A 23,336-nucleotide genomic window follows, 5' to 3' on the forward strand; every position below is an offset into this window, starting at 1 on the left:
CGCGCGCTGCGCTACGGACGGGGCATGTCCGCCTATCCGCTCGCCGCCGCGATGATGATCGCCTCCGGGTCGATCCATGCCGTCGTCAACGCGATCGTGAAGGGCGGGCGCGACAAGATGGCGGCGCGCGCCTTCACCGACGGCGCGGCGGCGATCATCCTGCTGCCCGCGCTGGCGCTGGTCCCGCTGCCGCACGGCGCATGGGGCTGGCTGGCGGCCAGCGCGGCGGGCCATGCGGTGTATCTCTATGCGCTGATCCGCGCCTATCAGGTCGCGGACCTGACCGCCGCCTATCCGGTGCTGCGCGGCACCGCCCCGGTGGTCACCGCCCTGGTGACGATCGGCATCCTGGGCGAACCCGCCACGCCGGCGCAGGTGGCGGGGATCGCGCTGATCGTCGCGGCGATGCTGATGCTGGCGGTCGGGCGGCATATCGGCGGCGCGGCGCTGGGCTGGTCGCTGTTCACCGGGCTGACCATCGCGGGCTATACGGTCGTCGATGCGCAGGGCGTGCGCGCGGCGCCGACGCCGGGCAGCTATATCGTCTGGCTGTTCGTGGTGATGGGGGCGGTGGTGCTGGCGATGTTCGGCGCGGCATCGCGCGGCGGCATTTTCCGCCAGCTGCGCACGCAATGGCGCCCCGGCGCGGTGGCCGGCGCGCTGTCGATCGTCACCTACGGCCTGGCGCTGTCGGCCTTCGCGCTCGGCCCGACCGCCCCGCTGGCGGCGCTGCGCGAGACGGGGATGGTCACCGCGCTGGTGATCGGCGTCGTCGCGCTGCGCGAACGGGTGGATGCGCGCCGCGTCGGCGCGGTGCTGGGCATCCTGACCGGCGCCGCGCTGATCCTCATGCGATAGCGGCCCCGCGCGCTTCCCACGCCAGCAGCCATCGCTTGGTCGCCAGCCCGCCGGCAAAGCCGGTCAGCGCGCCCGATGTGCCGACGACGCGGTGGCAGGGCGTGACGATCGAGATCGGGTTGCGCCCGTTCGCCGCCCCGACCGCGCGCGCCGCCCCCGGCCGGCCGATGGCGCGCGCGATATCGGCATAGCTGCGCGTCTCGCCGAACGGGATCGTGTCCAGCGCGCGCCACACCGCGCGCTGGAAATCGCTGCCGCGCGGTGCCAGCGGCAGGTCGAACGCGGTGCGCCCGCCCGCGAAATACTCGGCCAGCTGCGCGGCGGTGGCGGACAGCACCGGGTGCGCGGCGTCGTCGCGCGCGTCCTCCAGCCGCACCCGCCCGGGCGCATCGTCGGGCCACAGGATCGCGATAAGGCCGGCATCGTCGGCGACCAGCGTCAGCGTGCCGACCGGCGAATCGAACGGGGCGGAATAGAGCGTCATGTCGCCCGCGATAGCGGATCGCGCCGCGCCGCGCGTCCCGCCGCTTGCGCCCGAACCGTCCGGCTCAACACCCGCTTTGCACCGGCCCGCCATCCGCTCTATCCCGCCGCGATGGCCGACACCCCCACCCCGATGATGGCGCAATATCACGCGCTGAAGGCCGAGGCGCAGGATTGCCTGCTCTTCTACCGCATGGGCGATTTCTTCGAACTGTTCTTCGACGATGCGCGCATCGCCGCGCAGGTGCTGGACATCGCGCTGACCGCACGCGGCGAACATGCCGGGGAAAAGGTGCCGATGTGCGGCGTCCCCGTCCATGCCGCAACCGCCTATCTGCAACGCCTCATCAAGGCGGGGCACCGCGTCGCGATCGCGGAGCAGACCGAGACGCCCGATGCGGCGCGCAAGGCGCGCGGGTCGAAGGCGCTGGTCAACCGCGCGATCGTGCGCGTCGTCACCGCCGGCACGCTGACGGAGGAGGCGCTGCTGGATGCGCGCGCCGCCAACTGGTGCGTCGCGGTGGGCGAGGCGGGGGGCGAGATCGCGCTGGCCGCCGCCGACGTATCCACCGGCCGGTTCGAGGTGATCGCCTGCGATGCCGCCGGGCTGGGTGCGGAACTGGCCCGGCTGGCCGCGGCGGAGGTGGTCGCCGCCGACGGCAGCGACGCGCCCGCCACCGTGTGGCGCCCGCGCGCCGATTTCGACAGCGCGGCGGGCGAGGCGCGGCTGAAGCGATTGTTCGGCGTCGCGACGCTCGACGGGTTCGGCACGTTCGGGCGCGCCGCGCTGGCCGCGGCGGGCGGGCTGGTCGCGTATCTCGATCACACCGCCAAGGGGCAATTGCCGTTCCTGCGCCCCCCGGTGCTGCTCGCCGCGCGCGAGGCGATGGCGATCGACGCGGCGACGCGCGAGAGCCTGGAACTGACCGCGACGCAATCAGGCGCGCGCAAGGGCAGCCTGCTCGACGCGGTCGATCGCACCGTCACCGGCGCGGGCGCGCGGCTGCTGGCCGCCGATATCGGCGCGCCGCTGATGGCGCGTGCGGCGATCGAGGCGCGGCTGGCGCTGGTCGCGCTGTTCCACGACGATGCGGCCCTGCGCGACCGCGTGCGCGCGGCGCTGCGCGCGCTGCCCGATATCGGCCGCGCGCTCGGGCGGCTGGCGGCGGGGCGCGGCGGCCCGCGCGACCTGGCGCAGCTGCGCGACGGGCTGGACGGCGCCTGGGCGCTGGGCGACCGGCTGGGCGCGATCGACGCAGCCCCCGCGCTGCTCGCCGATCTGGCGCCACGGCTGCGCGGCCACGGGGCGCTGATCGACCTGCTCAAGCGCGCTTTAGTGCCCGCCCCGCCGATCGAGGCTTCGGACGGCGGCTATATCGCCGCGGGCTATGACGCCGCGCTCGACGCGCTGCGCGACACCGGCAGCGGCGGGCGCCGCGCGATCGCCGCGCTGGAGGCGACGTTCCGCGACCGCACCGGCATCGCCACGCTGAAGATCCGCCACAACGGCGTGCTCGGTTATCATATCGAGGTGCCGGCCAAGGCCGCCGACCCGCTGATGCGCGCCGATTCGGGCTTCACCCACCGCCAGACGCTGGCCGGCGTCGTCCGCTTCAACGCGCCCGAACTGCACGATGTCGCCACCAGCGTGACGCAGGCGGGCGCCCATGCGCTGGCGGCGGAGGCGGCGCATCTGGAGGAGCTGACCGCCGCCGCGCTCGCGTGCCGCGACGCGATCGCGGCCACTGCCGATGCGCTGGCACGGATCGACGTCGCCGCCGCGCTGGCTGAACGCGCGGTGGAGGGGGCATGGGCGCGCCCGGCGTTCGCCGACACCCCCTGTTTCGAGGTGCGCGATGGCCGCCATCCGGTGGTGGAGGCGGCGCTGGCACGCTCCGGCGACCGCTTCGTCGCCAACGATTGCGTGCTGGGCGACCGATCGCGGCTGTGGCTGGTGACCGGGCCGAACATGGGCGGCAAGTCCACCTTCCTGCGCCAGAATGCGCTGATCGCGGTGCTGGCGCAGGCGGGCAGCTACGTTCCCGCCGCCGCCGCGCGGCTGGGGCTGGTCGACCGGTTGTTCAGCCGCGTCGGCGCGTCGGACAATCTGGCGCGCGGCCGCTCCACCTTCATGGTCGAGATGGTCGAGACCGCCGCGATCCTGGCGCAGGCGACCCCCGACAGCTTCGTGATCCTGGATGAGGTCGGGCGCGGCACCTCCACCTACGACGGCCTCGCCATCGCCTGGGCGGTGGTGGAGGCGATCCATGAGGACAATCGCTGCCGCTGCCTGTTCGCGACGCATTACCACGAACTGACGCGGCTGGCCGAACGCTGCGACGCGCTCAGCCTCCACCACGTCCGCGCGCGTGAGTGGAAGGGCGAGCTGGTGCTGCTCCACGAACTCGCGGACGGCCCCGCCGATCGCAGCTACGGCCTGGCGGTGGCGCGGCTGGCGGGAATGCCGCCCGCCACGGTGCAGCGCGCCAAGGCGGTGCTGGCGAAGCTGGAGGCGGGCCGCGCCAAGACCGGCGGGCTGGCCGCCGGGCTGGACGACCTGCCGCTGTTCGCCGCCGCCGCGCAGGCCGAGGAGGAAGCGTGCGACGCGATCCGCGCCGAGGTGGAGGCGATCGACGTCGACGCGCTGACCCCGCGCGAAGCGCTCGACACGCTGTACCGGCTGAAGGCGCTGGCGCGGGAGACGGGGGCGGAGGGGTAGCAGCTGCTGGCCGTCATCCCAGCGAAGGCTGGGATCTCATGCCGCAAGCGCGCGGCCGGCGGCCAGAGGCCCCAGCCTTCGCTGGGGCGACGTCCTGCTGCCCCGCCTTTACTGCCCGCCCTGATAGATGCCGATCGCCCCGAACAGCGTCGTCAGCGCGTCGCGCTCCGCCGCGCTCAGTTCCGGGCGCCATACCTCGAACAACAGCACGACGCGCCCGTCGTCGCTGTCGTTCCACGCCTCATGCTCGATCGAATCGTCGAAGATCATCAGTTCGCCCGCGCGCACCGCGCGTTCCTCGTTCCCCACGCGCAGCCGGCAGCCGTCCGGCACGATCAGCGGCAGGTGGACGATCAGCCGCGTGTTGAGCATCCCGTTGTGCGGCGGGATATGGGTGTGCGGCTGCAGGACCGAGAACAGCGCCATCGGCGAGCGGCCCGCAATCTGCGGCAGCGGCGCCTGCGCCAGCGCCGCCAGCGTCGCCGGGCAGCGCGCGGCGTTGAGCGGATGCGGTGCGCCGTTCTCGATCAGGTGGAACGCGCTCCACCGCGCATCGTCGAGCAGCGCGTGGCCGCGGTTCGCGCGCCGCGCATCGCTCTGCACATAGGGCTGCGCCCCCGATCCGCTGGCGATCAGCGCGTCCAGCTCGGCACGGATCGCGGGCGCCGCAGCGGTCAGCGCGGGCGCCCAGTCGAACTCGCCCGCGTCGAAGAACTGGCGATGCGGCAGGCCGGGGAAGAAGAAGCTGGTCGGCTGTTGCAGGTACAATTGCCTCTCGCCCGTCACCAGCGCCACCGCCTCGGCGAAGCGTGGCCCGGCATCGGCATTGGCCACCTGCGCGCGCAGATGGTCGGAAAAGCGCGCGGATGCCGCCGCCAGCCGCGCCTGCGCCTCCACCAGCATCGGCTGGCGGCGCTCCGCCTCGCTCGCGCGCGACAGCGCCAGGCCGTAGAAGGAGCAGGCGGCGCGATCGTCCTCGGCATGGTCGCCGCGCATCACCAGCGCGTGGAGGTTGAACGGCTCGGCGGCCAGCACCCGGTCGAGCGCGCCGGCCACCGCGGCGCGCTCCGCCCCGGTCACCGCGCGCGCCTGCGCCAGCAACAGCCACAATTGCGGCGTCGCCACCCCGGCGGCGGCGACCTCCTCGAACGCCTCGCGCGCCGCGCCCGCCTCGCCGCGCTGCCACGCCGCCCATCCCGCCTGCGCGCGCTGCGCCTGTCCGTCCCGTGTCGCCATCGCGCCAGCCTAGCGGAAGGTCGCGGGCCGCGCGAGATCGCTGTCCTACATCGGCCGGCGGTCGTACCCCGGTGCGAATTCCTCCCCTGGAAGGGGAGGAGGGCGGTGAGTGTGGCGGCGGTTGGTTGAGAAGGGGTGCGATCGTCTCAACATTCGCAACATTCGCCACCATCCGGCGGGGTTCGACGGGGCGGGAACGATCGCCTATGGCGGGGGGCATGAGCGGGCGTTTCGATCATCTTTCCCATCGCCGGTCGATCGTCGACGGGCGCGTCCTGGCCGAACGGCTCGCGGGCATCGACCCGCACGACAAGGCGGCCGCCCGCCGCGCGGCGGGCGTGATCCTGCGCGCCGCGCTGGACGAGGGGCGCGCGGAAATCGCGCGGCGGCTGGAAACCCACCCGACGCGCGGGATCGAGGCGGCCAACGCCCAGGCGTATCTGGTCGACAAATTACTGATCGCGCTGGCCGATTTCACGACGCAGCGGCTCTATCCGCGCAGCAACCCGACCGCCGCCGAACGGCTGCTGCTGATCGCGGTCGGCGGCTATGGCCGGGGCGAGATGGCGCCCTTCTCCGATGTCGACATCGGGTTCGTGACGCCGTGGAAACAGACCCCCTGGGCCGAGCAGGCGATCGAATCGATGCTCTATACCCTGTGGGATCTGGGGCTGAAGATCGGCCACTCCAGCCGCTCGCTCGACGATATGGTGCGCGAGGCGAAGGGCGACGTGACGGTGCGCACCGCGCTGCTGGAAGGGCGGTTCGTCTGGGGGGACGAGGCGCTGTACGCCGATGCCGCGCGCCGTTTCCGCGACGACGTGCGCAGCGGTACCGAACGCCAGTTCATCGCCGACAAGCTGGCCGAGCGCGATGCCCGCCACCTGCGCATGGGCGACACGCGCTATGTCGTCGAACCGAACGTGAAGGAGGGGAAGGGCGCGCTGCGCGACCTGCACGCGCTGTTCTGGATCGGCAAATACGTCTATGACGTCAACCGCGCGGCGCAGCTGGTCGACGTCGGGCTGTTCACTCCCGACGAATATCGCGCCTTCCACCGCGCCGACAATTTCCTGTGGGCGGTGCGCTGCCACCTGCACCTGATCGCGGGGCGGGCGGAGGACCGGCTGACCTTCGACTATCAGCGCGAGATCGCGGAGCGGATGCGTTACGCCGCGCGCCCCGGCAAGTCCGCGGTCGAACGCTTCATGCAATTCTACTTCATCCAGGCCAAGGCGGTCGGTTCGCTGACCGGATTGTTCCTGGCGCATCTGGACGAGAAGTTCGCCGCGCGCCGCCGCTACGGCCTGCCGCGGCTGCGCCGCGCGCCGCAGAAGCTGAACGGCTTCACCGTCGACCGCGGGCGGATCGCGCTGCCCGACGACGCCTTCTTCCAGGACGATCCGGTGCGCCTGCTGGAGGTGTTCGCGTTGGCGGCCGAACGTCGCATGGAAATCCACCCGCTGGCGCTGCGCTGCGCCACCCGCGATGCGCGGCTGGCCGCGACGGTGCGGCGCGATGCGCGCGCCAATGCGCTGTTCCTCGACGTGCTGACCAGCCGCAACGATCCGGAGCTGGTGCTGCGCTGGATGAACGAAACCGGCGTGCTGGGCCGTTTCCTGCCCGATTTCGCGCGCGTCGTCGCGCAGATGCAGTTCGACATGTACCACCATTATACGGTGGACGAACATACGATCCGCGCCATCGGCCTGCTGTCGCGGATGGAGAAGGGCGAATCGCGCACCGACCATATGCTGGCCAGCGCGATGATGGAGCAGATCGTGTCGCGCCGCGTCCTGTATGTCGCGGTGCTGCTGCACGATATCGCCAAGGGGCGCGGCGGCGACCATTCGATCCTGGGCGCCGAGGTAGCCGAACGGGTGTGCCCGCGCTTCGGGCTGACCGCGGCGGAAACCGAGACGGTCGCCTGGCTGGTGCGCCACCACCTGTTGATGTCGCATACCGCGTTCAAGCGCGACCTGACCGATTTCAAGACGATCCTCGACTTCGCCGAAGTGGTGCAAAGCCCGGAGCGGCTGCGGCTGCTGCTGGTGCTGACGGTGGTGGATATCTGCGCGGTCGGGCCGGGGACGTGGAACGGGTGGAAGGGGCAGCTGCTCGACGACCTGTTCGACCGGTCGGAGGAAGTGCTGCGGCTGGGGCACAAGCAGAAGGGCCGCACGGAACGGATCGCGGCGCGCCAGCAGGGCGTCGCCGACGCGATGGGCTGGGATGCGGCGCGGCTCGCCGACTATGCCCACCGCATGCCGGAGGCGTATTGGATCGCCGAGCCGGCCGACGTGCTGGCGCACAACGCCGCCTTCGTGTCGGCGGCCGGCGATGCGCTGCTGTCGATCGACGCGCGGGTCTATCCCGATCGCGGCGCGACCCTGGTCACCGTCTATGCCGCCGATCACCCGGGTCTGTTCAGCCGCATCGCCGGCGCGATCCATGTCGCGGGCGGCAACATCATCGACGCGCGCATCCACACGACCCGCGACGGCATGGCGCTCGACAATTTCCTGGTCCAGGACCCGCTCGGCCGCCCGTTCGACGAAGCGGATCAGCTCGGCCGGCTGACCAGGGCAATCGAGGATGCACTGGCCGGGCGCGGCAAGATGACCGACCGGCTGAAGGCCAAGGCGCTGCCGCGCACCCGCGCCGACGCCTTCCGCATCGAACCGTCGGTGCTGATCGACAACAAGGCGTCGAACCGCTTCACCGTGGTGGAGGTGGCCGCGCGCGACCGCCCGGCCTTGCTCAACCAGCTGGCCTATGCCCTGTTCGTGTCGAAGGTGACGATCCACAGCGCGCATGTCGCCACCTATGGCGAGCGCGCGGTCGACACCTTCTACCTCACCGACCTGACCGGCGACAAACTGGCCCCCGGCGCGCGGCTCAAGACCCTGGAAAAGCGCCTGCTCGCCGCGGCGGCGGGGGTTCCGTACGAGGAGGCGGCGTGAGGGTGCGTCACACCACCCGGTACGGCACCACGCCGCGCACCTCGCCCTCCACCGCGATCGCGCGATCGGTGGGGGGGAAGGCGCGCTGGTCGCAATCGGTGCGCGGGCACAGCCGGCAGCTGATGCCGATCGGGGTCGGCGGCCCGGCGCGATCGACCGCGTCGGCATAGACGAAGTCGGCGGCATGAACCGCCTCGCACCCCAGCGCCACGGCATAGCGGCGCGGCGCGCGGGCGAAGCGCCCCGACGGCTTCACCAGCCCCTTGGCCATCGAGATATAGCGCACGCCGTCGGGCGTCTCGGCGTGCTGCACCAGGATGCGGTCGGGGATCGCGACCGCTTCGTGAACGTGCCACAACGGGCAGGCGCCGCCGAAGCGCGCGAACTGCAGCCGCGTCGCCGAATGCCGCTTGGTGATGTTCCCCGCCATGTCGACCCGGCAGAAATAGAAGGGGATGCCCTCCTCGCCGGGGCGTTGCAGCGTGGAAAGCCGGTGGCACGCCTGTTCGAAGCTGACGCCGAAGCGCCGCGACAGCCGGTCGATGTCATGACGCAGCCGCCGCGCCTCGGCCCGGAAGGCGCGATACGGCATCACCAGCGCCCCCGCGGCATAATTGGCCAGCCCGATCGCCAGCAGCCGCCGCGCCTCCGGCTGCGCGAGCGGCGCGTCGGCGACGATCGCCTCGATCGCGTCGGCGAAGGCGAGCGCGGCCAGCCGGTGCGCGATCAGGAAGCGGCGGCTTTCCTCCGGCAGCGCGGCGTTGAGCGTCAGCGTCCCGCCCGCAAAACGTGCCAGCGGCGCATCCTCGTCGGCGTCGGTGGCGATGCGGATGCCGTGCGCGGCCAGCAGCGCGGCGGGCGGATCGCGGTCGGCCAGCGCCTCCGCCGCGCGGTCGAGCGCGTCGACGTAATTGCCCGCGTCGTGGAACCAGTCGCGCACCGCCTCCCACGGCAGCCGCGCGCCGACGCCTGCGGTCATCGCCTCCTCCGCCAGCGCGACGCGCTCCTCGGCGGCGCGCTTGGCAGCGTGGAGCGCGATCAGGCGGTCGGCGAGGTCGGGCTGCTCGCTGGCGAGTTGCGCGATCGCCTCGGGCGGCAGCGGCGCGACCGCGGGATCGGCCAGCGCATGGCCCAGCGCCGCCAGCCGCCGCGCGGGCGCCTCCCCCTCGATCCCGGCAAGCGCGGCGGGGAAATGCTGCGCCAGCGTCGCGGTGACCGCGGCGGTCAGCGGGCGCGTATCGCTTTCCAGCTGCGACAAATAGCTGACCGACACGCCCAGCCGCGCCGCCATCGCGCGCTGGTTAAGATGCGCGGCGCGGCGCAGGTTGCGCAGCGTCTGGCCGGCGTAGAGGCGCTGTTTCATCCCCCGGCGTCTAGTTTGCAACCCGACCATTCGCAACTTCGCAACTTCGCATTTGCGCTGGTCGCGGTCGCGCGGCAGGAAGGCCGCCACCACGTCTTGGGAGAGATGGATGTCGTCGACGATCGCCGAACTCGAAAAGAAGCGCGCCGCCGCGCGTCTGGGCGGCGGGCAAAAGCGCATCGACGCGCAGCATGCCAAGGGCAAGCTGACCGCGCGCGAGCGGCTCGACGTGCTGCTGGACGAGGGCAGCTTCGAGGAGCTCGACATGTTCGTCGAGCACAATTGCGTCGATTTCGGGATGCAGGAACAGGTGATCCCCGGTGACGGCGTCATCACCGGATCGGGGACGATCAACGGCCGGCTGGTGTTCGTGTTCAGCCAGGATTTCACCGTCTTCGGCGGCTCGCTGTCCGAACGCCATGCGCAGAAGATCTGCAAGGTCATGGACATGGCGATGAAGGTCGGCGCGCCGGTAATTGGCCTGAACGATTCGGGCGGCGCGCGCATCCAGGAAGGCGTGGCGTCGCTGGGCGGCTATGCCGAGGTGTTCCAGCGCAACGTGCTGGCGAGCGGCGTGGTGCCGCAGCTCAGCCTCATCATGGGGCCGTGCGCGGGCGGCGCGGTCTATTCCCCGGCGATGACCGACTTCATCTTCATGGTGAAGGACAGCAGCTACATGTTCGTCACCGGTCCCGACGTGGTGAAGACGGTGACGAACGAGGTGGTGACGCAGGAGGCGTTGGGCGGCGCGATCACCCACACCACCAAGACCAGCGTCGCCGACGTCGCGTTCGAGGACGATATCGAGACGCTGCTGGCGGCGCGCGACTTCATCGACTTCCTGCCCGCGTCGAACCGCGATGGCGTGCCGGAACGGCCGACCGACGACCCGTGGGACCGGATCGAGGACAGCCTCGACACGCTGATCCCCGCCAATGCCAACCAGCCCTACGACATGCACGAGCTGATCCGTAAGGTGGTGGACGAGGGCGATTTCTTCGAGGTGCAGCCCGCGCACGCCGGCAACGTCATCACCGGTTTCGGCCGGATCGAGGGGCGGACCGTCGGGATCGTCGCCAACCAGCCGATGGTGCTGGCGGGGGTGCTGGATATCAATTCGTCGAAGAAGGCGGCGCGCTTCGTGCGCTTCTGCGACGCGTTTGCGACGCGTTCGACATTCCGATCGTCACCTTCGTCGATGTCCCCGGCTTCCTGCCCGGCACCGCGCAGGAGCATAACGGCATCATCAAGCATGGCGCCAAGCTGCTGTTCGCCTATGCCGAGGCGACCGTGCCGAAGATCACCGTCATCACGCGCAAGGCCTATGGCGGCGCCTATGACGTGATGGCGTCCAAGCACCTGCGCGGCGACCTCAACTACGCCTGGCCGACCGCGGAGATCGCGGTGATGGGCGCGAAGGGTGCGGTGGAGATCATCTTCCGCGGGCTGAACGAGGAAGGGATCGCGGAAAAGACCCGCGAATACGAAGCGCGCTTCGCCAACCCGTTCGTCGCGGCGAGCAAGGGCTTCATCGACGAGGTGATCCAGCCGCATTCGACGCGTCGCCGCATCGCGCTGGGCCTGCGCAAGCTGCGGCACAAGGCGCTGGAGAATCCGTGGAAGAAGCATGACAACATTCCGTTGTGACGGGATCGTCATGCCAGCGAAGGCTGGCATCTCCCGCCATCCGAAGACCCCGGCTTCTGCCGGAGTGACGGCAAAAGGACAGGATGCATGAACCTCGGCCGCCTCAACCATGTCGGCGTCGCGACGCCGTCGATCGCCGCATCGATCGAAACCTACCGCACCCTGCTCGGCGCCGCGGCGATCGGCGAGCCGTTCGACCTGCCCGCGCAGGGCGTGAAGGTGTGTTTCATCGACGCGCCCAATACGCAGATCGAGCTGATCGAGCCGTATGACCAGAACTCGCCGATCGCTGGGTTCCTGAAGAAGAACCCGGCCGGCGGGCAGCACCACGTCTGTTTCGAGGTGCCCGACATCCATGCCGCCGTCGCCCATTTGAAGGCGAACGGGGCGACGGTGCTGGGCGAACCGCGGATCGGTGCGCACGGCACCCCGATCGTGTTCGTTCACCCCAAGGACTTCGGCGGGATGCTCGTCGAACTGATGGAGTCGCCAAAAGGCGACCATTGAGGAGAGAAGCCGTGGCCGAATATGAAACGATCCTGACCGAACGGAAGGGCGACGTGCTGGTCGTCACGCTCAACCGGCCGGAGCGGCTCAACGCCGCATCGCTGCAGATGGCGGACGACCTGTCGGTCGCGCTGTATGACCTGCAGGGGGCGCGTGCGCTGCTGATCACCGGCGCGGGCCGCGCGTTCTGTTCGGGCGCGGACCTGCAGGCGCGCGGCGGCGACAGTGCGGTGACCGGCGGGGACGCCAGCCATCGCGCGCTGATGAACCATTACAACCCGGCGCTCAGCCAGATCATGCAGCTCGACATTCCGGTCGTCACCGCGGTCAACGGCCCGGCGGCGGGGGTCGGCTGTTCGATCGGACTGGCGGGCGATTTCGTGTTCGCGGGGCGATCGGCCTATTTCCTCCAGGCATTCGTCAACATCGGGCTGGTCCCGGACGGCGGCTCGACCTGGCTGCTGACCAAGGCGATAGGGAAGCCGCGCGCGACGCAAATGATGATGCTGGGCGAACGGATCGGCGCCGAACAGGCGCAGGAATGGGGGCTGATCTACAAGGCGGTCGACGATGCGGCGCTGATGGACGAGGCGCTGGCGCTGGCGACGAAGCTGGCGGCGGGGCCGACGGTGGCGCTGTCGACGATGCGGCGCAACATCCTGACCGCGCTGGACGGATCGTTCGACCAGGTGCTGCGCGCCGAGGCGGAGGGCCAGCGCCGCGCCGGCGGCACCGCCGACGCGCGCGAAGGCGCGCTGAGCTTCATCCAGAAGCGCAAGCCCGCGTTCACGGGCCGGTGACCACCGCGCTCTACCTGTCGCACCCCGAGGTGCGGATCGACCCCGCGGTACCCGTGCCGCAATGGGGCCTGTCCGCCGTCGGGCGGGCGCGGGTGGAGGCGATCCGCCACCGTGCCTGGCTGCACGCGATCGAGCGGATCGTCAGCAGCGACGAGGACAAGGCGCAGGAAACGGCGCACCTGATCGGCGACGCGATCGGCGTCCCGGTGGAGACTGCGCAGGACATGGGGGAGAACGACCGCTCCGCCACCGGCTTCCTGCCGCCCGACGAGTTCGAGGCGACCGCCGACGCCTTCTTTGCCGATCCGGACGCGTCGGTGCGCGGCTGGGAGACGGCGCGCGCGGCGCAGGCGCGGATCGTCGCTGCGACCCGCGACGTGCTGGCGGGGCACGAGGCGCGGCCGACGCTGTTCGTCGGCCACGGCGGGGTCGGCACGCTGCTGGCCTGCGCGATCCGCGGGCAGGCGATCGACCGCGTGCACGATCAGGGAAAGACGCCCGGCGCGAATCCGCGCGGCGGCAATGTCCAAGGCTTCGCCACCGACATGAGCGAGGCGCTGTTCGGCTGGAGGCCGATGGAAGAATTATGAGCGAGAAGAACGACACCGCCGCCCCCGCGCCGACGCTGGACAGCTGGGCGAAGGCCGCCGACAAGGAGGTCAAGGGCAAGGATCTGACCTGGCGCACGCCGGAGGGGATCGACGTCAAGCCGCTGTACACCGCCGAGGACGTCGGCGAGTGGGACCCCGGCCTGCCCGGGTTCGCGCCGTTCACGCGCGGCGTGCGCGCATCGATGTACGCCGGCCGCCCGTGGACGATCCGGCAGTATGCCGGCTTTTCCACCGCCGAGGAATCGAACGCCTTCTACCACCGCAACCTCAAGGCGGGGCAGAAGGGGCTGTCGGTGGCGTTCGACCTGGCGACCCACCGCGGTTACGACAGCGACCATCCGCGCGTGACCGGCGACGTCGGCAAGGCGGGCGTGGCGATCGACAGCGTCGAGGACATGAAGATCCTGTTCGACGGCATCCCGCTTGACCAGATGAGCGTGTCGATGACGATGAACGGCGCGGTGATCCCGATCCTGGCGTTCTTCATCGTCGCGGGCGAGGAACAGGGCGTCGACCGCAAATTGCTCGACGGGACCATCCAGAACGACATCCTCAAGGAGTTCATGGTCCGCAACACGTACATCTACCCGCCCGAACCCAGCATGCGGATCATCAGCGACATCTTCGGCTATACCAGCCGCGAGATGCCGAAATTCAATTCGATCTCGATTTCCGGCTATCACATGCAGGAAGCCGGCGCGACGCAGGTGCAGGAGCTGGCCTTCACCATCGCCGACGGCATGGAATATGTGAAATACGGTGTCGCCTCCGGGCTGGACATCGACAGGTTTGCCGGCCGGCTGAGCTTCTTTTTCGCGATCGGCATGAACTTCTTCATGGAGATCGCCAAGCTGCGCGCTGCACGGGTGCTGTGGCATCGCGTCATGACGCAGCTGGGCGCGAAGGACGAGCGCAGCAAGATGCTGCGCACGCATTGCCAGACCAGCGGCGTCTCGTTGACCGAGCAGGACCCGTACAACAACGTCATGCGCACCACGATCGAGGCGATGGCGGCGATGCTGGGGGGGACGCAGTCGCTCCACACCAACGCGCTGGACGAGGCGATCGCGCTGCCCACCGATTTTTCCGCCCGGATCGCGCGCAATACGCAGCTGGTGATCCAGGAGGAGACCGGCATGTGCAATGTCGTCGATCCGCTTGGCGGCAGTTACTATATCGAGGCGCTGACCAAGCGGCTGGTCGACGATGCCTGGGCGATCATCGAGCGCGTCGAGCGTGAGGGCGGGATGGCCAAGGCGGTCGGCGCCGGCTGGCCCAAGGCGATGATCGAGGAAGCCAGCGCCGCGCGCGCCGCGCGCGTCGATCGCGGCGAGGACGTGATCGTCGGCGTCAACAAGTATCGCAAGGACAATGAGGATCCGATCGAGATCCTCGACGTCGACAACCATGCCGTGCGCGAGGCGCAGATCCGCCGCATCAACAAGATGAAGGCCGAGCGCGACGATGAGGCGTGCCGCGCCGCGCTCGACGCGCTGCGCGAGGGTGCGAAGGGCGACGGCAACCTTCTGGAACTGGCGGTCGAATGCGCGCGGCGCCGTGCGACGCTCGGCGAGATTTCCAGCGCGATGGAGGATGTGTTCGGCCGGTTCGGCACGCAGCCGACGCCGGTGAAGGGCATCTACGGCGGCGCGTACAAGGAGGACGGGCGCTGGGAGCGGCTGCTGCGCGGGGTCGAGGCGGTCGAGCGCCGGCTGGGCCGCAAGCCGCGGATGTTCGTCGCCAAGATGGGGCAGGACGGCCACGATCGCGGTGCCAATCTGGTCAGCAGCATGTTCGGCGACTTGGGGTTCGAGGTGGTGCCTGGCCCGCTGTTCCAGACGCCGAAGGAAGCCAGCGAGCTGGCGCTGGACAAGGACGTCGATGTCGTCGGCGCCTCCAGCCTGGCGGCGGGGCACAAGACGCTGATCCCCGAACTGATCGGGCATCTGCGCGATGCCGGGCGCCCCGATATCAAGGTGATCGCGGGCGGCGTGATCCCGGCGCAGGATTACCAGGCGCTGTTCGACGCGGGCGTGCAGGCGATCTTCGGCCCCGGAACGAACTTGATCGTGGCGGCGGAGGACGTGCTACGGCTGCTCGGGCACAACATGCCCCCGCAAGAGGAAGCTGCCGAGTGATGACCGACCTTCGCAACGACTGGACCCGCGACGAGATCGCGGCGCTGTTCGACCTGCCGTTCGACGAGCTGATGTACCGCGCGCAGACGGTGCACCGCGCGCATCATGCGCCCTCGCAAGTGCAATTGTGCACCTTGCTGTCGATCAAGACCGGCGGCTGCCCGGAGGATTGCGGCTATTGCTCGCAATCGGTGGAGGCCGACAGCGGGGTCAAGGCGACCAAGCTCATGGACGTGCAGGCGGTGCTGCAACGCGCCGCCGAGGCCAAGGACGCCGGATCGCAGCGGTTCTGCATGGGGGCGGCGTGGCGCAACCCCAAGGACCGCGACATGGATGCGATCATCCAGATGATCGAGGGCGTGCGCGGCATGGGGATGGAAACCTGCATGACGCTGGGGATGCTGACGCCCGAACAGGCGCAGCGGCTCGGTGAGGCGGGGCTGGATTACTACAACCACAATATCGACACTTCGCCCGAACGGTACGGCGACGTCATCACCACGCGCACGTTCGGCGAGCGGCTGGATACGCTGGAGAATGTGCGCCAGGCGGGCATCAACGTATGCTGCGGCGGGATCGTCGGGATGGGCGAGACGCGCGGTGACCGCGTCGGTTTCGTCCACGCGCTCGCCACGCTGCCGCGCCATCCCGAAAGCGTGCCGGTCAACGCGCTGGTGCCGGTGAAGGGCACCGTGCTGGGCGACATGCTGGCCGACACGCCGCTGGCCAAGATCGACGATATCGAATTCGTCCGCACCGTCGCGGTCGCGCGGATCACCATGCCGATGAGCATGGTGCGGCTGTCGGCGGGGCGTGAGAGCATGTCGGAGGCGACTCAGGCGCTGTGCTTCATGGCCGGCGCCAATTCGATCTTCACCGGCGACAAGCTGCTGACCGCGGGCAACCGCGGCGACAGCGCCGACGCCGCGCTGTTCGCCAAGCTGGGCGTGACGCCGATGCAGGCGGAGGAGCCGATGCGCGCGCGGATGTGCGAGGCGGCGGAATAGGAATGAGCTGTTCCCCGGCGAAGGCCGGGGTCCAGCAACGGGACGTCCGTAACTGGGCCCCGGCCTTCGCCGGGGAACGACGAGAAAACTGGGAGAGACCGTTGTTCAAGAAAATCCTGGTCGCCAATCGCGGCGAGATCGCGTGCCGCGTGTTCCGCACCGCCAAGAGGATGGGGATCGCGACGGTTGCGGTCTATTCCGACGCGGACGCGCGCAGCCCGCACGTGCTGATGGCGGACGAGGCGGTGCGGCTGGGACCGGCGCCGGCGGCGGAAAGCTATTTGAAGGCGGACCTGATCCTGAAGGCGGCGAAGGAGACGGGCGCGGACTGCATCCACCCCGGCTATGGCTTCCTGTCGGAGCGTGAGAGCTTCGCGAAGGCGTGCGCCGATGCCGGCATCGCGTTCGTCGGCCCCCCGCCCAAGGCCATCGCCGCGATGGGCGACAAGATCGAATCGAAGAAGCTGGCGAAGGAAGCCGGCGTCAACGTCGTCCCCGGCTTCCTGGGCGAGATCGCCGATACCGATGCGGCGGTGAAGATCGCCAATGACATCGGCTATCCGGTGATGATGAAGGCGTCGGCCGGCGGCGGCGGCAAGGGGATGCGCCTCGCCTGGTCCGAGAAGGACGTGCGCGAGGGGTTCGAGGCGACGAAGCGCGAGGGGCTGGCGAGCTTCGGCGACGACCGCGTCTTCATCGAGAAGTTCATCGAAAGCCCACGGCATATCGAGATCCAGGTGCTGGGCGACCAGCATGGCAATATCGTGTACCTGAACGAGCGCGAATGCTCGATCCAGCGCCGCCATCAGAAGGTGGTCGAGGAAGCGCCGTCGCCGTTCGTCACGCCGAAGATGCGCAAGGCGATGGGCGAACAGGCGGTCGCGCTGGCGCGGGCGGTCGGCTATTACAGTGCGGGTACGGTCGAACTAATCGTCAGCGGCGCCGACAAGACCGGCGAGAGCTTCTACTTCCTGGAGATGAACACCCGGCTTCAGGTGGAGCACCCGGTCACCGAGGAGATCACCGGGCTGGACCTGGTCGAGCAGATGATCCGCGTGGCGGCGGGCGAGAAGCTGGCGTTCGCGCAGAAGGACGTGAAGATCAACGGCTGGGCGGTGGAAAACCGCGTCTATGCCGAGGATCCGTATCGCGGCTTCCTGCCGTCGATCGGCCGGCTGGTCCGCTATCAGCCGCCGGAGGCCGGCGACGGCGTTCGCGTCGATGACGGCGTGGCCGAGGGCGGCGAGGTCAGCATGTTCTACGACCCGATGATCGCCAAGCTGGTCACGCATGGCGCCACGCGCGAAGAGGCGATCGACAAGCAGGTCGCCGCGCTGGACGCGTTCGAGATCGAGGGGCCGGGCACCAACCTCGATTTCCTGTCGGCGCTGATGCAGCATCCGCGTTTCCGGTCGGGCAACATCACCACCGGGTTCATCGCGGAGGAATATCCCGAGGGCTTCCACGGCGCGCCCGCGTCGGACGACGTGCTGCGCACGCTCGCCGGGGTGGCGGCGTTCGCCGCGACGGCGGAGGCGGATCGCGCGCGGCGTGTCGATGGCCAGCTGGGCGGCCGGCTGCGCCCGCCCGCCGACTGGGTGGTGCGCATCGGCAAGGCAGATCATGTCGTGACGATCTCGACTGACGGGCTGACCGTCGACGGTACGGACCTGCCGGTCGCGATCGAATATACGCCGGGCGACCGGCTGCTCGTGGTCGAGCCGCTCGACGAGGAAGCGGGCGCGCCGCTGACCGTCAAGTTGACGCGGACGCGCACCGGCTTCACGCTCAACGCGCGCGGCGCCAGCCACAAGGTGCGCGTGCTGCCGGCCCGCATCGCACCCTATGCACAGCATCTCATCGACAAGGTGCCGCCGGACCTGTCGAAGTTCCTGATCGCGCCGATGCCGGGGCTGCTGGTGCGGCTGGACGTCGCGCCGGGCGACAAGGTGGAGGCTGGGCAGCCGCTGGCGGTGGTCGAGGCGATGAAGATGGAGAACATCCTGCGCGCCGAGAAGGCCGCGACGGTCAAGTCGGTCAGCGCGGCGGCGGGCGACAGCCTGGCGGTGGATCAGGTGATCCTGGAACTGGAGTGATCGTATTGCCGCGGTGATGCGGCCTTGCGACATTCTGCGACATTTTCGTACTGGACGCCGCGGGGGGCGGGCTTCATGCCGATGTCATGAAGCGCCTCGTCCCCGCGGCGGTCGCTGCCCTTGCCGTGGCGGGGTGCAGCGTCGGGCCTGACTATCAGCCGCAATCCGCCGCCGCACTGGGCGTTCCGGCGTCATATTCCGTGCCGGCGGCGCCCTCGCGCGAGGATCTGACGCGCTGGTGGCGGCGCTTCGACGATCCGGTGCTGGGGCAATTGGTCGAACAGGCGGCCGCGGCCAATCTGGACGTGGCGCAGGCGGTCGCGCGGCTGCGGCAGGCGCGCGAAGCGCTGGTACAGAGCCGCGCGGACCTGTTCCCCAGCCTGAGCGGCAGCGCGGGCTACAGCCGGTCGGAGACGTTGCGCGGCGGGGGGCAGACAATCACGCTGCCCGACGGCACGGTTCAGAATGTCGGCGGCGGCGGCGCGAACAATTTCTCGCTGGGCGCCAGCGCGCAATATCAGCTGGGCCTGTTCGGGGACGTGCGCGGCACGATCGAGGCGAGCCGCGCGCAATATCAGTCCTCCGGCTTCGATTATGCCACGACGCTGCTGACGGTCGAGCAGGAGGTGGCGCGCAATTACGTCCTCGCGCGGCTGTACCAGGCGCAACTGGGCAATGCGCGCGCCAGCCTGGCGTTGCAGGACGACAATCTGGAGATTGCCGGTTTCCGGGTACAGGCCGGGCTGGTCTCCTCGCTCGATCAGGAACAGGCGCGGGCGCAGCGGGCGCAGACCGCCGCGTCTATCCCCTCGCTTGAGCAGCAATATAGCTCCGCGGTCGCGCGGCTGGGCGTGCTGACCGCGCAGGCGCCCGGCGCGCTCCGGCCGCTGCTGGCGGTCGCGCGGCCGATCCCCAACGGTCCCGCAATGGTCGGCGCGGGCATCCCCGCCGACGTGCTGCGCCAGCGCCCGGACGTGCGTTCGGCCGAACGCGCGCTGGCGGCGGCGGTGGCGCGGATCGGCGTGGCGGAGGCGGCGCTCTACCCCAACCTGGCGATCAGCGGGAACATCAACACCCGCGCTGCGGGGGTGGGCGGCCTGCTCGACACCGTCACCGGCGGTCTGTTCGCCGGGCTGACGCAGGCGATCTTCAACGGTGGCCGGCTGCGCAGCCAGGTGCGCGGGCAGCGTGCCGCCGCCGATGGCGCGCTGGCGGCGTACAAGGGCATCGTGCTGACCGCGCTGGAGGATGTCGAGAACGGCGTCGTCGCGCTCGACACCGCGCGCCGGCGCGAGCGGGAGCTGGCGATCGCCTATGACGCGGCCAATGCCGCCGCGCTGCTGTCGCGCGCGCAATACCGCAGCGGGCTGACCGACTTCACGACGCTGAGCCAGCAGGAGGCGACGCTGCTGTCGGCGCGCAACGCCGCGGCGCAGGCGCATGCCGATGCGGCCACCGCGCTGATCCAATTGTACGGCGCGCTGGGCGGCGGGTGGGATGCCACCGTCGTCCCCGAAGCGCCCGCCACCACCGCTACCGACGGAACCCGCTGATGGCCGATCCTGCTACCGACGAATTCCTGGGCGTCACGCCGCAGCCGGCATGGCGCCGCCGGATCAAGTGGATCGTGCTGGCGGTGGTGCTGGTCGCTGCGGCGCTGCTGCTGTCGAAATGCGTGTTCGGCGGATCGGACAAGCCCGATTACGCGACGGTGCCGGTCCAGCGCGGCAATCTGACCGTCACGGTGTCGGCCACGGGGAAGCTGGCGCCGACCAACCAGGTGACGGTCGGATCGCAGCTGTCGGGGCTGGTCACGCGCGTTGTCGTCGACGTCAACGACCGCGTCACTGCGGGGCAGCCGCTGGCGCTGATCGATCCCGAGCAGATCGACGACCAGATCCGCGCGGGGCAGGCGCAGCTGGCCGCGAACGTCGCGCAGGTCAATCAGGCGCGCGCCACGGTGGCGGAGGCGCAGGCACAGCTGGCGCGGCTGGAAGAGGTGTCGCGGCTGTCGAACGGCCGTGTCCCGTCGAAGGCGGAATTGCAGACCGGGCAGGCCGATGCGAAGCGGGCAGTGGCCGCGCTGCGCGTGGCGGAGGCGAACGTGACCGCGGCGCGTGCGCAGCTGGCGCAGTCGCAGACGCAGCGCGCGCGGGCGATCATCCGCTCCCCCGTCAACGGCGTGGTGCTGGCGCGGCAGGTCGACCCCGGACAGACGGTGGCGGCATCGTTCAACACCCCGACCCTGTTCGTCATCGCCGAAGACCTGTCGAAGATGAAGCTGGAGGTCGCGATCGACGAGGCAGACGTGGGCGAGGTGCGCACCGGGCAGAAGGCGACGTTTACCGTGGATGCCTTTCCGGGGCGCACCTTCCCCGCGACGATTACGCGCGTCGACCTGGGATCGAACCTGACGGTCAGCAACGCGACCGCATCGTCGAGTTCGACCGGCAGCAGCGCCACCGGCGCGACGACGGGGCAGGTGGTGTCCTATGCCGCGGACCTGACGGTCGCCAACCCGACGTTCCAGCTGCGCCCCGGCATGACCGCGACCGCCGATATCGTCACCGCCGACAAGCGCAACGCGCTGCTGGTCCCGAACGCCGCGTTCCGGTTCAAGCCCGACAGCGGGGCGGGCGACGGCGGACGCGGCGGCGGGATCGCCGGATCGCTGGTGCCGCGCGGGCGGCGGCGGGGCGGCGGCGGGGCGGATCGCACCGCGACGCTGACGCGCGGCGCGCAGCAGACGGTCTACGTCAAGGGCGACGACGGCACGCCGCAGCCGGTGCAGGTGACGACCGGCGACACCAACGGCACGCTGACCGAGGTGCTGTCCGGCGCTCTGAATCCGGGGATGCAGGTCATCACCGGCCAGCTGGCGAGCGGCGACGATGCGGCGGGCGGCGGCGGCGGCAGCCGGCGGCGGGCGGGCGGGCGGCCCGGCGGGGGCGGCGCGGGTGGCCAGTAACCCGCCCCTGATCGAGCTGCGCGGCGTCACCAAGGTCTATGGCGAGGGCGCCACGCAGTTCCGCGCGCTGAAGGGCGTCGACCTTGACATCGCCACCGGCGATTTCGTCGCGGTGATGGGGCCGTCCGGCTCGGGCAAGTCGACGACAATGAACATCCTGGGGTGCCTGGACGTGCCGAGCGGCGGCACCTTCCTGTTCCGCGGCCATCATGTCGAGGCGCTGGACCGGGACCAGCGCGCGCTGCTGCGGCGGCGCTACCTGGGCTTCGTGTTCCAGGGGTTCAACCTGCTGAGCCGCACCAGCGCGCTGGAGAATGTCGAACTGCCGCTGCTGTACCGCGGCGACGACAAGAAGGCGCGGCGTGCCGCGGCGATGGGTGCGCTGGAGAAGGTCGGGCTGGATCGCTGGTGGGATCATACCCCCGCGGAGCTGTCGGGCGGGCAGCAGCAGCGCGTGGCGATCGCCCGCGCGATCGTGACCCAGCCCGACGTGCTGCTGGCCGACGAGCCGACCGGCAACCTCGATTCCGAACGGTCGGTGGAGATCATGGAGTTGCTGACCGGGCTGAACCGCGACAGCGGGATCACGGTGCTGATGGTGACGCACGAGCCGGACATGGCCGCCTATGCCCGCACCGTCGTGCATTTCCGCGACGGACTGGTCGAGCGGATCGAGGCGCAGCATCCGCCGGGTGTGCCGGTCGCGGCCGTTGGGGTGGAGCGCGGCTGATGCTGGGGACGACCTTCCTGCTGGCGATCCGGTCGATCCGGCGGCACCTGCTGCGCTCGTTCCTGACCATATTGGGGATTGTGATCGGCGTCGGCGCGGTCGTGACGATGGTGACGCTGGGCAAGGCGACGACGGCGCAGGTGCAGCAGAACATCTCCTCGCTGGGCACCAACATCCTGCAGATCCGCCCCGGGCAGGGCTTCGGCCGCGGCGGCGGTGGTCCGCGCCCGCCCGATTTCAAGCCGGAGGACGTCACCGCCATCGCCACGCAGATCGCGGGCGTCACCGCCGTCGCCCCGCAGGCACAGGCGTCGGCCACCGCCATCTACGAAGGCGCGAACTGGTCGACGACGATCAATGGCACCACCAACGCCTATTTCACGGTCCAGCCATGGCCGCTGGTGAGCGGGCGCAACTGGACCCCGGCGGAGCAATCGGCGGGCAAGGCGGTGTGCATCATCGGCAATACCGTGCGCCAGAACCTGTTCCGCGGGGGCGAGGCGGTGGGGCTGCGGTTCCGGCTGGGCAATGTCAGCTGCGACGTGATCGGCGTGCTGTCGACGCGCGGGCAGGCGGGCTTCGGCGGCGACCAGGACGATGTGGTCATCATGCCGATCAACGCGGTGCAGCGCCGCTTCACCGGCACGCGCGACGTGCGGCTGATGCTGGTGGGCGTCGACCAGCGATATTCTAACGCGTCGGTGCAGGCGTCGATCACCGACCTGCTGCGCGAGCGGCGCAACATCACCGGCGGGCGGCAGGACGATTTCAATATCTTCGACACCAAGCAGATCAGCGACACGCTGACCAGCACCACCCAGCTGCTGACGCGGATCGTTACCGCGGTGGCGGCGATCAGCCTGATCGTGGGCGGGATCGGGATCATGAACATCATGCTGGTGTCGGTGACCGAACGTACCCGCGAGATCGGCATCCGGCTGGCGATCGGCGCGGTGGCGAGCGAGGTGCTGCTGCAATTCCTGGTCGAGGCGGTGGTGCTGTCGATGCTGGGCGGGCTGGTGGGACTGGTGCTGGCGCAGGTGGCGATCGGCGCGCTGTCGTGGGCGGGCGGGCTGCCGTTCCTGTTCGTGCCGGAAATCAACGTCGTCGCCTTCGCCATTTCCGCGCTGATCGGGGTGGTGTTCGGATATTTCCCCGCGCGCCGCGCCGCCGCGCTGAATCCGATCGACGCGCTGCGGCACGAATAGGC

16 protein-coding genes and 1 pseudogene are annotated in these 23,336 nt (G+C 70.1%); 14 read left to right on the top strand and 3 right to left on the bottom strand.

Features of this window, described 5'->3' with window-relative positions:
- Nucleotides 1-24 precede the first annotated feature (24 nt).
- On the top strand, nucleotides 25-858 hold the full coding sequence (locus tag COA07_RS07605) for an EamA family transporter (protein ID WP_066712604.1): 834 nt from the start codon (nucleotides 25-27) through the stop codon (nucleotides 856-858).
- Here the strand turns inward: COA07_RS07605 and COA07_RS07610 are convergent.
- Nucleotides 848-1,342, bottom strand: coding sequence for a methylated-DNA--[protein]-cysteine S-methyltransferase (locus COA07_RS07610; protein WP_066712602.1), 495 nt, complete (start codon nucleotides 1,340-1,342; stop codon nucleotides 848-850). The genes COA07_RS07605 and COA07_RS07610 overlap by 11 nt on opposite strands.
- A 132-nt stretch (nucleotides 1,343-1,474) precedes the next feature.
- On the opposite strand from COA07_RS07610, the gene mutS reads away from it, so the two are divergent.
- Nucleotides 1,475-4,060: a DNA mismatch repair protein MutS gene (gene mutS / locus COA07_RS07615; RefSeq protein WP_096640878.1), complete on the top strand. Its 2,586-nt coding sequence runs from the start codon at nucleotides 1,475-1,477 to the stop codon at nucleotides 4,058-4,060.
- A gap of 108 nt (nucleotides 4,061-4,168) precedes the next feature.
- On the opposite strand, the gene COA07_RS07620 is transcribed toward mutS, so the two are convergent.
- Nucleotides 4,169-5,296: an aspartyl/asparaginyl beta-hydroxylase domain-containing protein gene (locus COA07_RS07620; protein ID WP_245842064.1), complete on the bottom strand. Its 1,128-nt coding sequence runs from the start codon at nucleotides 5,294-5,296 to the stop codon at nucleotides 4,169-4,171.
- A gap of 218 nt (nucleotides 5,297-5,514) precedes the next feature.
- Here COA07_RS07620 and COA07_RS07625 point away from each other — a divergent pair, with 218 nt between their 5' ends.
- Nucleotides 5,515-8,259: a [protein-PII] uridylyltransferase gene (locus COA07_RS07625; RefSeq protein WP_066712917.1), complete on the top strand. Its 2,745-nt coding sequence runs from the start codon at nucleotides 5,515-5,517 to the stop codon at nucleotides 8,257-8,259.
- 7 nt (nucleotides 8,260-8,266) lie between these two features.
- Here the strand turns inward: COA07_RS07625 and COA07_RS07630 are convergent, their stop codons facing one another.
- Complete coding sequence (locus tag COA07_RS07630; protein ID WP_245842065.1) at nucleotides 8,267-9,622, bottom strand: helix-turn-helix domain-containing protein; 1,356 nt, start codon at nucleotides 9,620-9,622, stop codon at nucleotides 8,267-8,269.
- 109 nt (nucleotides 9,623-9,731) lie between these two features.
- Between COA07_RS07630 and COA07_RS07635 the strand changes: the two are divergent.
- From COA07_RS07635 to COA07_RS07685, 11 genes and pseudogenes are all read left to right on the top strand, one after another.
- A pseudogene (locus COA07_RS07635) lies at nucleotides 9,732-11,269 on the top strand (acyl-CoA carboxylase subunit beta).
- Nucleotides 11,270-11,356: 87 nt separating this feature from the next.
- A complete protein-coding gene (mce, locus tag COA07_RS07640) occupies nucleotides 11,357-11,776 on the top strand; it encodes a methylmalonyl-CoA epimerase (protein WP_066710847.1) in 420 nt (139 codons plus the stop codon).
- Nucleotides 11,777-11,787: 11 nt separating this feature from the next.
- Nucleotides 11,788-12,576, top strand: a complete 789-nt coding sequence (locus COA07_RS07645) for an enoyl-CoA hydratase-related protein (protein WP_066710850.1) — start codon at nucleotides 11,788-11,790, stop codon at nucleotides 12,574-12,576.
- On the top strand, nucleotides 12,573-13,166 hold the full coding sequence (locus tag COA07_RS07650) for a histidine phosphatase family protein (RefSeq protein WP_066710853.1): 594 nt from the start codon (nucleotides 12,573-12,575) through the stop codon (nucleotides 13,164-13,166). Before COA07_RS07645 ends, COA07_RS07650 begins: the two co-directional genes overlap by 4 nt.
- Entirely contained in the window at nucleotides 13,163-15,325 is a 2,163-nt protein-coding gene (scpA, locus tag COA07_RS07655) for a methylmalonyl-CoA mutase (RefSeq protein ID WP_066710855.1), read from the top strand. The genes COA07_RS07650 and scpA overlap by 4 nt, the downstream gene beginning before the upstream one ends.
- Entirely contained in the window at nucleotides 15,325-16,332 is a 1,008-nt protein-coding gene (gene bioB / locus COA07_RS07660; RefSeq protein WP_066710858.1) for a biotin synthase BioB, read from the top strand. The genes scpA and bioB overlap by 1 nt, the downstream gene beginning before the upstream one ends.
- A gap of 101 nt (nucleotides 16,333-16,433) precedes the next feature.
- Nucleotides 16,434-18,428, top strand: coding sequence for an acetyl-CoA carboxylase biotin carboxylase subunit (locus COA07_RS07665; protein ID WP_066710861.1), 1,995 nt, complete (start codon nucleotides 16,434-16,436; stop codon nucleotides 18,426-18,428).
- A gap of 86 nt (nucleotides 18,429-18,514) precedes the next feature.
- Nucleotides 18,515-19,981 (top strand): efflux transporter outer membrane subunit, encoded by a 1,467-nt coding sequence (locus tag COA07_RS07670; protein ID WP_066710864.1) that lies wholly within the window; start codon nucleotides 18,515-18,517, stop codon nucleotides 19,979-19,981.
- The gene (locus COA07_RS07675) at nucleotides 19,981-21,396 is read left to right on the top strand and encodes an efflux RND transporter periplasmic adaptor subunit (RefSeq protein WP_096640749.1); all 1,416 of its coding nucleotides are present in this window, start codon (nucleotides 19,981-19,983) and stop codon (nucleotides 21,394-21,396) included. Before COA07_RS07670 ends, COA07_RS07675 begins: the two co-directional genes overlap by 1 nt.
- Nucleotides 21,320-22,126 carry an ABC transporter ATP-binding protein gene (locus tag COA07_RS07680; RefSeq protein ID WP_245842066.1) on the top strand — a complete coding sequence of 269 codons (807 nt, stop codon included), beginning with the start codon at nucleotides 21,320-21,322 and terminating at the stop codon, nucleotides 22,124-22,126. The genes COA07_RS07675 and COA07_RS07680 overlap by 77 nt, the downstream gene beginning before the upstream one ends.
- Nucleotides 22,126-23,334, top strand: a complete 1,209-nt coding sequence (locus COA07_RS07685) for an ABC transporter permease (RefSeq protein WP_066710242.1) — start codon at nucleotides 22,126-22,128, stop codon at nucleotides 23,332-23,334. The genes COA07_RS07680 and COA07_RS07685 overlap by 1 nt, the downstream gene beginning before the upstream one ends.
- Nucleotides 23,335-23,336 lie beyond the last annotated feature (2 nt).

Origin of the sequence: Sphingomonas adhaesiva (assembly GCF_002374855.1) — a bacterium.
Lineage (GTDB): Bacteria > Pseudomonadota > Alphaproteobacteria > Sphingomonadales > Sphingomonadaceae > Sphingomonas > Sphingomonas adhaesiva.